Origin of the sequence: Streptosporangium vulgare, from assembly GCF_042428775.1 — a bacterium.
In the GTDB taxonomy this organism is placed as follows: Bacteria; Actinomycetota; Actinomycetes; order Streptosporangiales; family Streptosporangiaceae; genus Streptosporangium; species Streptosporangium vulgare.
On the sequence record NZ_JBHMBS010000016.1, the window covers coordinates 1 to 12457 of the forward strand.

Below are 12457 nucleotides of genomic sequence, written 5' to 3' on the forward strand. Positions count from 1 at the left end.
TCTCGACTCGATCCCGTCGAACCCGCTAGGATTGCGACCACCCTGTTTCCAGGGCAACCCCTCTAACTTACTCCAACATCCGGTCGATGTCCAACCGGACTTCGGCGTGACGCATGCGTCCCGACGAAGGGAAGTGATCAGAAGGAGGGTCCCGAGGCTCTGGCGATCTCCGCCGACCCCCTCGGGCCTGTGAACTCTATGTACGCCGCCGAGGTCCGTCAAATCGAAGAGCGCGCCCTGCCATGACGTGTTTCTCACCTGCTGGGTAGAGATCCGTTATGACGGACCAAAGAGTGTTGCCCAGGGCGCTCGTCGTGCTTCTCTGCGCCGCGGGCGCCGTGGTCACACTGGCGGGGATCAGAGAGATCGGGTCGATCATCGGGCCCGTGTTGCTGGCCCTGGTCCTGGTCCTGGCGGTCTCCCCGGTCAGAACCCGGCTTCGCGACCGTGGCGCTCCCGGGTGGGCGCTGGTGGCGATCCCCCTCGCGATCGTGCTGCTGGTACTCCTGGGCATGGTGGCGATCCTGACCGTGGCGGTCGCGCAGATGGCGGCCCTCGCGCCCACCTACGACGCGCAGTTCAACCAGCTCGTCGCGGAGGCGCAACAGCAGGCGGCCAGGTTCGGCTTCGGCACCAAGCAGATGAACGAGGCGATCAACTCCTTCGACCCCGGCAAGATCTTCGCGCTCGCGCAGGGATTCGTCTCAGGGCTGCTGGGCGTGTTCTCCGGCCTGGTCCTCATCATCGTCCTGCTCCTGGCCATGTGCCTGGACGCTCAGTCCTTCTCCAAGATTCTCGCCATGGGAGCGACGCGCAGGCCCCTGCTCATCGAGGCACTCAACAACTTCGGCCACAAGACCCGCCGTTATCTTCTGGTCTCCACGGGGTTCGGCCTGGTCTGCTCCGCGCTGGACGTGGCCGCGCTCTGGATTCTCGGCGTGCCGCTCCCTCTCCTCTGGGGAGTACTGGCGTTGATCACGAACTACATCCCCAACGTCGGTTTCGTCCTGGGACTGATCCCGCCCGCCCTGCTCGCTCTGCTGGAGGGCGGGCCCAAAACCATGATCTTCGTGATCATCGCCTACATATTGATCAACTTCGTGGTGCAGTCGCTGATCCAGCCGAAGTTCCTCGGTGACGCGGTCGGGCTGTCCACCACCGTGACCTTCCTCTCGCTCATCCTGTGGACGTTCCTGCTCGGCCCGCTGGGCGCGCTGCTGGCCATCCCGCTCAGCCTGCTGACCCGGGCGCTGCTGATCGACAGCGATCCCGACGGCGACTGGGCCGCCGCTCTCGTGTCCGGGGACGTCCCCGACGACGGGCGCCCCGGAACGGAGAAGAAACCGGGCGGGGACCAGGGGAAGAACCCGTCGCCCGTACGCTGAGGTCATGTATCGCGAGTGGGCGCCGGACTCCCGCCTCGCCGGGCGGGTGGCCTGCGTGTGGAGCAACGAGGCGACCTCCGCCATGACGCAGCTGGTCGTGCCCGACGGCTGCGTGGATCTGATCTGGGGGCCGAAAGGAGCGCTTGTCGCGGGGCCCGACACGGGCCCGAAACCCGTCCGGATGGCGCCCGGTGCCCGCTACACGGGGATCCGGTTCAGGCCCGGCGCGGTGGGCGACCTGTTCGGCGTGCCGCTCAACAACCTGCGCGACCTGCGGGTGCCGCTCTCCGATCTGGAACCGATCGCGGAGCTGTCCGATCTGGAACCGCCCACCGCGCCGGCCGAGCCGGAGCCGTCCAGCGGGCCGGCCGGGGGCCGGCCGCCGGAGCCGTTCTCCGACGTCGTACAGCGGGCGCTGGCCGTACGGCTGCGCGCGGCGCCCGGACCCGATCCGGCCGCGCCCGCGATCGCCGAGGCGCTGCGGGCGGGGCGGAGCGTCAGGGAGGTGGCCTGGGATCTGGGGGTCGGCGAACGGCAGCTCCTGCGCCGGTCCCTGCGGTCTTTCGGGTACGGCCCGAAGGTGCTGCAGCGGGTGGTCAGGTTCCAGCGGGCACTGCGGCTGGCCAGGCGCGGCGTCACGGCGGCCGAGATCGCCTTGGTCAGCGGATACGCCGACCAGGCGCACATGGCGAACGAGGTACGGCGGCTGGCGGGGGTGCCCCTGAGCCGGTTGCTCGATCAGCCCGGCGACGGGAGCGCCTGACCGGCCCCGCGCGGGTCGTCACACCGTCACACCGTCACACCGTCACCGTCACACCGGAATCAGGCGGACTCCAGCGCGACCGCTCCCCCGCTCACCCGGCTCCGGCCGTCAGGGGAGGCGATCGAGACCTTCAGCGTGCTGGGACGTCCCATGTCCACCCCCTGGATGACCGTGAACTCCGAGGAGCCGTTCCCCAGAACCCGCAGGTAGCCGCCGAAGGCCGCGGCGGCGGCGCCGGTGGCGGGGTCCTCCACGACGCCGCCGACCGGGAACGGGTTGCGGGCGTGGAACCGCTCGTCGCTCTCCCGCCAGAACAGGTTCACCGTCGTCCAGCCTTCGCGGGTCATCAGCGTTCTCAGCCGCTCGTAGTCGTAGTCGAGGTCGGCCAGGCGTTCGCGCGAGGAGGCGGCGACCACGAGGTGCTCCACGCCGCCGAACGCGACGTGCGGGGGGAAGGCCGGGTCGAGCTCGTCGCGGGACCAGCCGAGGGCGGCGAGGGCCTCCGCCAGCGCGTCCTCCGCGACGGGCCGGGAGCGCGTGGGGACGCTGGTGAGCGTGGCGCGGAGCGCGTCGTCGGCGATCTCGGTGTCGACGGTTATCTCGCCCGCGTTGGTGTCGAACGCCAGGCGCCCGGTCCCGAGGCGCTCGGCCAGCACCACCGCGGTGGCGATCGTGGCGTGCCCGCAGAACGCCACCTCCGCCGAGGGGGCGAAGTATCGGACCCGGAAGGCGCGTCGCTCGTCGTCGCGCGCGGTCACGAACGCCGTCTCGGAGTATCCGACCTCGGCGGCGACGGCCAGCATCTCCGCGTCTGAGAGCCCTGCCGCGTCGAGGACGATCCCGGCGGGGTTTCCCCCCTCGGGATCGTGGGTGAAGGCGGTGTAACGCAGGATTTCCACGGTGCTCGTCACAGGACCGGAATTTACCAGCCCCTCCCGGGCCTCGCCGGTGCCCCGTCACGCGGCGGTGACGGGACTGGAAGGCGACTGGGCGGGGCCGGGAACGGGCGCCCCGGACGGGCCCAGGGCCGGAGACGAACCGGACAGAAGACGGACCAGGCCAAGGACGGATCACGGGACCGGGCGGGAACGACCGGCGCGTTCAGGCGGACATCGGTATCCGCGCACTGCCACAGCTCAGGTGGACATCGGTATCCGGCGTCGCGTGACCTCAGGCGGACGCGGAAACGGGCGTCGAGGGGGGTGGTCCCCCGGGGGAGGCGACGGGCTCAGGGGGGACGCGGCGCCCCCACGGCATGGCGAGCGCCAGTATCGGCAGCAGCACGATGGAGGCCTGCGACCAGACGACGTGGAGACTTCGCCAGGTGGCGGAGTCGAACTGGGTCATGTAGAGGTAGCCGTACCCCGCCCAGAGGGAGACGCCGATGATGGCGGGCCACGCGAAGCGGGTGGGGCGGGCGATCAGGAACGGCATGAACCACAGGAGATACTGCGCGCCGAGCCTGGGGGTGACGACCATGAAGGCGAGCAACAGCGCCGTGGTGAGGTCGATCGGGTCGGCGCGGCGCCACACGAAGGCCACCGCCAGCATGGTGACGTAGATCAGGCGGGTGCCGAACGTCGCGAAACCCTGGTCCAGGTCGTTGACGCCGTGCATGCCGATGGCGGTCCAGCCCCACTGGCCGACGATCGGCCGGACGTCCTGGATCACCCGGATGACCTCGGGGATCTGGCTCAGCGAGGTGCCGGCGAAGATCGGCAGGGTGACCAGGAAGAAGACGGGCGCGATGCCCGTGGCCACGAACGCCACGGCGCGGGCGCGGAAGGTGGGCAGCAGCAGGAGCATGCCGGGGATGAGCCAGATCGGCCAGCTCTTGGCGCACAGCGCCAGTCCCATGAGCAGTCCCGCGAACAGGGCGCGGCGCAGGGACTGCCGGTCGCCCTGGCGCGGGGTGAGCGCTCCGCGAAGCACCCCCTCGGGACCGAAGGCGTGCCGTACGGCGCCGGCGAGGCCGTGGAGGGCGACGCTCTGCCGTGCCAGCGCGAGCGGGTTGGTGGTCATGCCCGGCCGGTGCGGGTCGCCGGGGCCTCGGGCCACGACGAAGGCGGCGACGCCGAAGACCAGGGCGACCGGCTCGACCTGGCCGTGGACGGAGGCGACGAGGATGGCGAGCGGGTTGCAGGCGTACTGGAAGGCGCGCAGGGACGCCTTGGGCCCTCCGGCGAGCTTGCCGACCAGCGGGATCAGCGCGATGTCCGCGACCACCGTGACCAGGCGCCCGCCGATCTCCCAGGGGATGCCCAGCCAGAGCAGGAGGCCGTAGACGTAGGGGATGGTCGGCAGGAAGTGCCAGCCTCCCGAACTGCCCAGGACGGGGTCCTCACGGTTCAGGACCGCCTCGCCGGCGGGCTTGAAGCTGTTGATGAAGTCGACCGGTTGCCAGGTGTCCACCGCCGAGGTGGCCATGATGAGCACCCGGAAGGCGATTCCGACCCCCAGCACGACCAGCAGTGAGGGTCTCCAGCCCCTCCACTGCGCGACCAGGGCGAGCACGACACCGAGAACGAGGACGAACCCCGTGAGAATTGCGTAGTCCATGACGGCCCCTAGCCTGCCGGACCTGGCGACCAACCAGCCACCCGGATCTCCAAACCGAGACCACTCTGCCAGTTTTCCCGGCGTCCGGAATCCGGGCCGTCACAGCGGGTGACCGTCTCGGGCGCGGGCGCGCGTGCCTTGAGAACCCGCGGACGCGGGAAGGGTGGAACCTCGCCGCCGGAAGTCCGTCTCCCCCGGCGGCGAGGGGCTTTCAGCCCAGGCCGTCGAGGTAGGCCCGGTGGCTGCGGGAGAACTCGAAGGCGTTGTACCTGTCCCAGTTGATCGACCAGGTCATCAGGCCGCGGAGGTTCGGGTAGACCCCTCTCGGCCGGTACGACCCGCAGTTGGTCCCCTTGGCCAGGCAGTCGAAGGCCTTCTGGACCTCTGCGACCGTGGTGAAACCGTTACCCGCGAACGGGGCGGCGGGCAGGCCGATGGCGACCTGGTCCTGGCGCAGGGCGGGGAAGACGTTGTTCGGGTTGCCCGCGATGGGGAAGCCGGCGAGCAGCATGTCGGTCATGGCGACGTGGAAGTCGTGGCCGCCCATGGTGTGGTACTGGTTGTCCAACCCCATGATCGGCCCGGAGTTGTAGTCCTGGACGTGCAGCAGGGTGAGGTCGTTGCGCATCGCGTGGATGACGGGGAGGTACGAGGCGGCCCGCCGGTCGGCGGAGCCGTTGGGGCCCGGGCCGTAGAACTGGTAGCCCAGCTGGACGAAGAACGTCTCGGGGGCCATGGTCAGCACGAACCTGGAGCCGTACCTGGCCTTGAGGGTCTTGAGCGCGGAGATCAGGTTGACGATGACCGGGGTGGTGGGGGCGGACAGGTTGGTGTCGCCGTTGTCGAGATAGAGGGAGTGGCCCTCGAAGTCGATGTCCAGCCCGTCGAGGCCGTACTTGTCGATGATGGCGCCCACCGACTGGACGAACTTGTCGCGTGCGGCCGTGGTGCTCAGCTGGACCTGGCCGTTCTGGCCGCCGATCGAGATCAGCACCTTCTTGCCGAGTGCCTGCTTGGCCCGGATCGCGGCGATGAACTCGGACTCGGACTCGACGTTGGGGCACTCGGCGACCGGGCACTGGGTGAAGCGGATGTCTCCGGAGGTCACCGAGGTGGGCTCTCCGAAGGAGAGGTTGATGACGTTCCACTCGTTGGGCACGTCCGCCATCCGGGTGTAGCCGGAGCCGTTGGCGAAGGAGGCGTGCAGGTAGCCGACCAGCACCCGCTTGGGCAGGTTGCCGGGGGGCGTGCCGGTGACGGTCGCGGAGACCGCGCCCGACCGCGCCGACTCACCGGCGGAGTTGGAGGCGCTCACCTGGTAGCTGTGCGTCCCCGCGCCCGGGGTGTCGGTGTAGGTGGTCCCGGTGGGGGTGCCGACCCTCGTCCCGTTGCGGTAGACGTTGTAGCCGGTCGCGCCCGAGGAGGCGTTCCAGCTCAGCGAGACGCTCGTGCCGCTGACGGTGGCGGCCAGCCCCGACGGCACGGCCGGAAGCGGTGGCTGCCCGGTGCCGACGGTGACCGAGACCGCGCCCGACCTCGCCGACTCGCCCGCGGCGTTGGTCGCGCTCACCTGGTACGAGTGGGTGCCCGTGCCGGGGGTCTCGGAGAAGGTGGTCCCGGTGGCGGTACCGACCTTGGTGCCGTTGCGGTAGACGTTGTAGCCGGTCGCGCCCGAGGAGGCGTTCCAGCTCAGCGAGGCGGTGGTGGCGTTCCCGGTGCCGGTGAGCCCGGTGGGCGCCGCGGGAGGCTGCCCCTGCCCCGGCGCTCCGTCGAGGACGACGTCGTCGGCCTGGTAGGCGCCCTGGCCGTACCAGCCGTTGACGTAGATCGTCACCGAGGTGGTCGAGGCGCCGGTGGTGAACGAGGTCGACAGCTGCGCGTAGGACGACGGCGAGGACGTCCACGTGCTGGGGTCGGTCCCGCCGGTTCCGGTCGCGCCGAGGAAGACGTAGCCGCCCCTGACCCAGGCCGACAGGGTGTAGGCCGAGGACGGCCTGACGCTGACCGTCTGCTGGCAGCGGGCGGTGTCGTTCCCGGCCGGGGTGGCCTGCAGGGCCCTGGTCCCGCCGTGCACCGGGGAGGACACCGCGGTGGCCCCGGAGGACGCCGTGCAGGTCCAGCCGGTCAGCCCGCTCTCGAAGCCGGGGTTGACCGCGATGTTGGCGGCGTGGGCGGGTGACGCGGCGAGCATCGTCCCGCCCAGCGCCAGTACGGCGATCGCCGCGAGTTTCCTGAACCTCATCCGGTGAACCCCTTGAAGATGTTGGTGAACTCCCAAGCCGACTGGGAGATGCCGCTACAGGTCGGTGAGACCTGGCCGGTCGGGCAGTCGCCGTTGTCGCGGGCGCTGGACCAGAAGCCGACGAAGCCGACGTGGTTGGTGTTGGCCCAGGCGAGCAGCTTGCGGGCGTCGGCCTGGGTGGTGGTCATCCCGGTGTCGTTCCTGCCGATCATCGGGGTGAGGCCCAGCAGCTTCTTGAGCTGGGCGTCGGTCTTGCCGGGCCAGACGGTCCTCATCTGGGCGAGGGTCGCCTGCGCGGCGGCGATCATGGCGTCGCCCCAGTTGCCGGTGTAGCCGAAGTTCATCAGCATCGGGTTGACCATGACGTTGAGGCCCCTGGCGGCGGCGTCCTGGAGGATCGACAGCGAGAACGGGTCGACGCCGTAGTCCTGGCCCTGGATGCGCAGGGTGTAGCTGATCACGGTGCCGCGCTCGGCCTGGAGCTGCTTGAGGGCGGTGTTGACCTTGGCCGCGTCGATCGAGGCCTCGACGTCGACGTCGAGGTGGTTGGTCCCGACCGTGTCGAGGACCTTCTTGTAGGCGGTGACCAGCGCGGCGGAGGTGCCGCAGACGTGCTCCAGGTACGGTCCCATCGCGCCGCCGGTCGCCACGATGACCTGGCCGCCCTGGGCCTGGAGCGCCCTGACGTCGTTGACGATCCGGGAGTCGTTGATCGGGATGGTGCCGCCCCAGGCCGGGTTGCAGCCGCTGCTGTCGCCGAGGGCGAAGGCGAGGGTGTAGTTCCTCACCCCGGTCGCCGCCGCCGCGCTCACCAGGGAGGGCGTGGGCATCGTGATGTCGATGTAGGGGGCGTACCGGATTTCGCCGCCGGGGGGCGGGCCGGTGTCACGGCTCGTACGGCCGCTGACCGAGGCGGTGTAGGCGGAGCAGTTGCCCGCGGCGTCGCAGGCCCGGACGCGGAAGCCGTAGGCCGTGTCGGGGTTCAGCCCGGTCGCGGTGTATCCGGTGCCGGAGCCCGTGGCGACCGCCGCGCCGTTGTCGCGGGAGACCTCGTAGCGGGCCACGCTTCCGGAGTTGTCGGTGGAGGCCGACCAGCCGAGGGTGAGCGAGGTGGCGGTCGGGCCGCCCACGGTGAGGTTGCCCGGTACGGTCGGCGGGGTCGTGTCGCCGGGGACGCCGGTGCCGGGCGGGCCGTCGAGGACGACGTCGTCGGCCTGGTAGGCGCCCTGGCCGTACCAGCCGCTGGTGTAGATCGTCACGGTGGTGGTCGAGGCGCCGGTGGTGAAGGTGCGCGCCAGCTGGGTGTAGGCCGACGGGGACGAGGCCCACGTGCTGGTGTCGGTGGTGCCGGTGCCGCTCACCCCCAGGAAGACGTAGCCGCCGCGCACCCAGGCCGACAGCGAGTAGGACGAGGACGGCCTGACGCTGACCGTCTGCTGGCAGCGTGCCTGGTCCGAGCCCTGGGGTATGGCCTGCAGGGCCCTGGTCCCGCCGTGTACGGGCGAGGAGACGGTCGTGGCGCCCGAGGAGGTGGAGCAGGTCCACCCGCTCAGCCCGCTCTCGAAGCCCGGGTTCGTCGCGATGTTGGCCGCGTGGGCCGGTGTCGCGGCCAGCATCGTCCCGCCGAGCGCCAGCACGGCGGCCACGGCGAGTTTCCTGAGGTGCATCCGATTTACCCCGCAGAGATCTTTAGGAGGGTGTCGTGGGGGTGCGGCCCGCGCCCGGACGGGGGTGCGGGCCGCACGGGTCGTGTCGGCCGTACGGGTCATGCGGGTCGTACGGATCGGGCGAGCTCGCCCGGCGCGATCTGCCTCGCGTTTTCGCTTCGCGTCTCCACTCCGCGTTTTCGCTCCGCGTTTCGCGCCGGGCGGGCTCGCTCCGCGCCGGTCAGAAGCCGGCGGTGACGCGGGTGAAGTCCCAGTCGTTCTGGGCGATCCCGCTGCAGTTGGAGGTCACGCCGCCGCCGGGGCAGGGACGGTCGCGGTTGACCGCCCAGTAGGCGAAGCGGGTCAGGCCCTTGGAATTGGCCCAGTCGCGGATCTGGGTCCAGGCCGCCACCGTGGTCAGCTCCTGCTGGTCGGACAGGCCGTTCATGCCGGAGATGCCCATCCGGGCGTACGCCTGCGCGTCGGTCCAGCCGTTGGCGGCCTTGAGCGCGTTCTTCAGGCCCTCGGAGGCGTTGACGGTGTCGGTGTAGATGTTGGAGCCGCCGAAGTCGAACGGCATGATCGTGTAGTTGTCGATCGGCACGGCCAGGGCCTTGGCCTGGTTGATCAGGCGAATGCCGTGGGAGGTCGGGCCGGTGGTGGAGGTGCCGAAGGTGACGGCGATCTTGACGTTCGGGTTGTTCTGCTTGACGATCTTCAGGCCGTTGAGGATGCGGTCCTGGACGGTGTAGTTCTCGAACTCGTCGGTGTTCTCGATGTCGAAGTCCACGACCGCGGGGCCGACGGCGTTGATGACCTGCTGCACGGCTCCGGCGAAGGCGGCCGGGGTGGAGCAGTTCGGGCCGAGCTTGTTGCCGGACCAGCCGCCGAAGGAGATCTGCACGCTGCCGCCCGCGGCCTTGATCTGGTTGATCGCGGTCTGGTCGGCGCCGCCGGTCAGCGGCCGGTTGCCGTCCCAGGCGGGGTTGCAGCCGCCGCTGGACAGGATGAACGCCATGGTGAAGGACTTCACGCCGGTGGCGCTCATGACGGTCGCGGGGTTGGGCGGGTTGCCCCAGCCCATGTAGAGGTACGGGGCCCCGGGCATCTTGCCGGGCTGCGGGTTGGTGCAGCCGGTGGTGGTGGCGCTCACCGCGCCGCTGGCGGCCGACTCACCCTGGGCGTTGTACGCCTTGACCGTGTACGTGTGCGAGGTGCAGGTCCCCAGCGAGCCGATCGTGGCGCTGGTGCCGGTGACCTGGGCCCGCTGCGTGGACCCCTCGTAGACCCGGTAACCGGTGACCGTGCCGCTGGAGGCACCCCACGACAGGGAGATCGAGGAGTTGGTGGTGCCGGTGACCGACGGGGTGCCGGGGGCGCCCGGCGTTCCGGGGGTGCTGCCGCCGCTGCAGGACGCGCCGTTGAGGGTGCAGTTGGACGGGGTCGCGCTGCCCGGGCTGCCGTTGAAGCCGAAGCTCGCGGTCGCACCGGGGGCCAGGGTGCCGTTCCAGCCGACGTTGGTGAAGGTGAAACGCTGCCCGCTACGGCTCATCGACGCGTCCCAGAAGGACCCGATGTTCGCCCCCGAGGGCAGATCGAAGGCGACCGACCAGCCGTTGATCGTCGTCGTACCACCGTTGGTGACCGTGTACTTGCCCTCGAAACCGGTCCCCCAGTCGGAGACCTTGGTGAAGACGGCGGTGTTGGGTGCCGCGAACGCGGGGGGCGCGACCAGTGACAGGCCGAGTGACATGCCGAGCGCGGCCAGGACCGCGGTCAGCGTTCGTCGTAATCTCATGGCTCTTCCTCGGTTGGGGGGTGTGAGGTCTGGGGGGTGCGAGGTACTGGGAGGTGCGGGGAGGTGCGTGGTGCTGAGGGTGCGAGGTGTTCGGGGTCGGGGGTCGCGAGGTGTTCGAGGTGCGGGGTCCGGGGCCTGCCCGGCCCGATCGTGAGTCGTGCGGTGCCGGGCAGGTCCCGAGGTTTCCGGTGTCAGGGCAGGGTCGCGAGGTGCGGCTTGACGGTCCTGGAGAAGTTCCAGTTGTTGCTGGCGTCCCAGTTGATGGACCAGGTCATCGCGCCACGGATCCCGGGGTAGGCGCGCGGCGGCACGAAGCTGCCGCAGTTGGTCCTGGTGGCCAGGCAGGTCAGGGCCTGGTTCACCAGGGCGGGGGCGACGATCCCGCCACCGGCCGCGCCGGGTCCGGCGGGCAGGCCGAGCGCCACCTGGTCGGGACGGAGGCCGTTCTCCAGCTGGATGCAGGCCAGCGCGGTCATGAAGTTGACCGAGCCCTGCGAGTAGGCGGCCATCTGGTCGCAGCCGAGCATGGAGCCGGAGTTGTAGAACTGGGTGTGGACGACGGTGAGGATGTCCTTGATGGCCAGCGCCAGCTTGAAGTACTCACCGCCGGTGGACTGCATGTCGATGGTCTGCGGTGCCATCGTGATGATCAGGTTCGCCCCCGCCTTGGCCCGCAGTGAGCGGAGCGCCTGGCTCATGTAGGTGGAGTTGAGCCCGTTCTCCAGGTCGATGTCGACGCCGTCGAAGCCGTAGCTCTGCATCAGGGCGTAGACGGTGTCGGCGAACTTGGTCGCGGCGGCGGCGCTGGCCACCTGGACGCGGCCCGCCTCGCCGCCGACCGAGAGGATGACCTTCTTGCCACGGGAGTGGAGGGTCTGCACGTCGGCCCTGAACTGGGCGTCGGTGTAGCCGCCGAGGGAGGCGGACAGGCCCGGGTCGACGCCGAAGACGACCTCACCGGGGGTGGCGGTGGCCTCGCCGAAGGAGACCGCGACCAGGTCGTACTCGTTGGGAACCGCCGACAGCCGCAGCTCGACGGCCGGGTTGTCGAAGTTGTGCCAGTAGCCGGTGAGGAAGTGCTTGGGCAGCGGGCCGCCGCCGGTGCAGCCGTTCGTGGTCGCGCTGGCCGGGTCGCTCTGCTGGCCCTCGCCCGAGGAGTTGTACGCCGCCACGGTGTAGGTGTGCGCCTCACACACGCCCAGCCCCGACACCGTCGCGCTCGTCCCGGTCACGGTCGCCCTGACCGTCGTCCCCTCGTACACCCGGTAGCCGGTCACCGTCCCCGACGACGCGCCCCATGACAACGCCACGCTGTTCGTGCCGCCGGTCGCCGACAGCGCGCCCGGCTTGCCGGGGGCACCGCTGTTGCAGCCGGTGGTGGTGGCGCTCACCGCGCCGCTGGCGGCCGACTCACCCTGGGCGTTGTACGCCTTGACCGTGTACGTGTGCGAGGTGCAGGTCCCCAGCGAGCCGATCGTGGCGCTGGTGCCGGTGACCTGGGCCCGCTGCGTGGACCCCTCGTAGACCCGGTAACCGGTGACCGTGCCGCTGGAGGCACCCCACGACAGGGAGATCGAGGAGTTCGTCGTCCCGGTGACGGTCGGATTTCCCGGTGTCCCCGGGGTGACGGGGGTGGTGCCGCCGCCACACGCCGCGCCGTTGAGGGTGCAGTTGGACGGGGTCGCGCTGCCCGGGCTGCCGTTGAAGCCGAAGCTCGCGGTCGCACCGGGGGCCAGGGTGCCGTTCCAGCCGACGTTGGTGAAGGTGAAACGCTGCCCGCTACGGCTCATCGACGCGTCCCAGAAGGACCCGATGTTCGCCCCCGAGGGCAGATCGAAGGCGACCGACCAGCCGTTGATCGTCGTCGTACCACCGTTGGTGACCGTGTACTTGCCCTCGAAACCGGTCCCCCAGTCGGAGACCTTGGTGAAGACGGCGGTCGCCGAGGCCGCCTGGGCGGGGAGCGCGACCGTCATCGCCAGGACGAGGGCCGCCAGAGCGACGAGAGAGCGAGCGATGGCGCGTAATTTCACGTTGACCTCATGCATTCCGTGGGGGTGACCG

The 12457-nt window shown here is 70.2% G+C and carries 8 protein-coding genes; 2 read left to right on the top strand and 6 right to left on the bottom strand.

Annotation, left to right across the window (positions count from 1 at the left end; genetic code table 11):
• The first annotated feature begins 278 nt into the window (after window positions 1-278).
• Window positions 279-1385, top strand: coding sequence for an AI-2E family transporter (locus ACFFRH_RS28445; protein ID WP_344748280.1), 1107 nt, complete (start codon window positions 279-281; stop codon window positions 1383-1385).
• A 4-nt stretch (window positions 1386-1389) separates the two neighbouring features.
• Complete coding sequence (locus tag ACFFRH_RS28450) at window positions 1390-2148, top strand: DUF6597 domain-containing transcriptional factor (protein WP_344748281.1); 759 nt, start codon at window positions 1390-1392, stop codon at window positions 2146-2148.
• Window positions 2149-2207: 59 nt separating this feature from the next.
• On the opposite strand, the gene ACFFRH_RS28455 is transcribed toward ACFFRH_RS28450, so the two are convergent.
• The 6 genes from ACFFRH_RS28455 to ACFFRH_RS28480 form a co-directional block, all read right to left on the bottom strand.
• Window positions 2208-3059 (bottom strand): PhzF family phenazine biosynthesis isomerase, encoded by an 852-nt coding sequence (locus tag ACFFRH_RS28455; protein WP_386160846.1) that lies wholly within the window; start codon window positions 3057-3059, stop codon window positions 2208-2210.
• Window positions 3060-3318: 259 nt separating this feature from the next.
• Window positions 3319-4707: a putative hexosyltransferase gene (locus ACFFRH_RS28460; protein WP_344748283.1), complete on the bottom strand. Its 1389-nt coding sequence runs from the start codon at window positions 4705-4707 to the stop codon at window positions 3319-3321.
• Between the two features lie 211 nt (window positions 4708-4918).
• Window positions 4919-6949 carry a carbohydrate binding domain-containing protein gene (locus tag ACFFRH_RS28465; protein ID WP_386160849.1) on the bottom strand — a complete coding sequence of 677 codons (2031 nt, stop codon included), beginning with the start codon at window positions 6947-6949 and terminating at the stop codon, window positions 4919-4921.
• Window positions 6946-8616, bottom strand: coding sequence for a carbohydrate binding domain-containing protein (locus tag ACFFRH_RS28470; protein WP_386160851.1), 1671 nt, complete (start codon window positions 8614-8616; stop codon window positions 6946-6948). Before ACFFRH_RS28470 ends, ACFFRH_RS28465 begins: the two co-directional genes overlap by 4 nt.
• A gap of 220 nt (window positions 8617-8836) precedes the next feature.
• Entirely contained in the window at window positions 8837-10393 is a 1557-nt protein-coding gene (locus tag ACFFRH_RS28475; protein ID WP_386160853.1) for a cellulose binding domain-containing protein, read from the bottom strand.
• A 191-nt stretch (window positions 10394-10584) separates the two neighbouring features.
• Complete coding sequence (locus ACFFRH_RS28480) at window positions 10585-12441, bottom strand: cellulose binding domain-containing protein (protein ID WP_386160855.1); 1857 nt, start codon at window positions 12439-12441, stop codon at window positions 10585-10587.
• Window positions 12442-12457 lie beyond the last annotated feature (16 nt).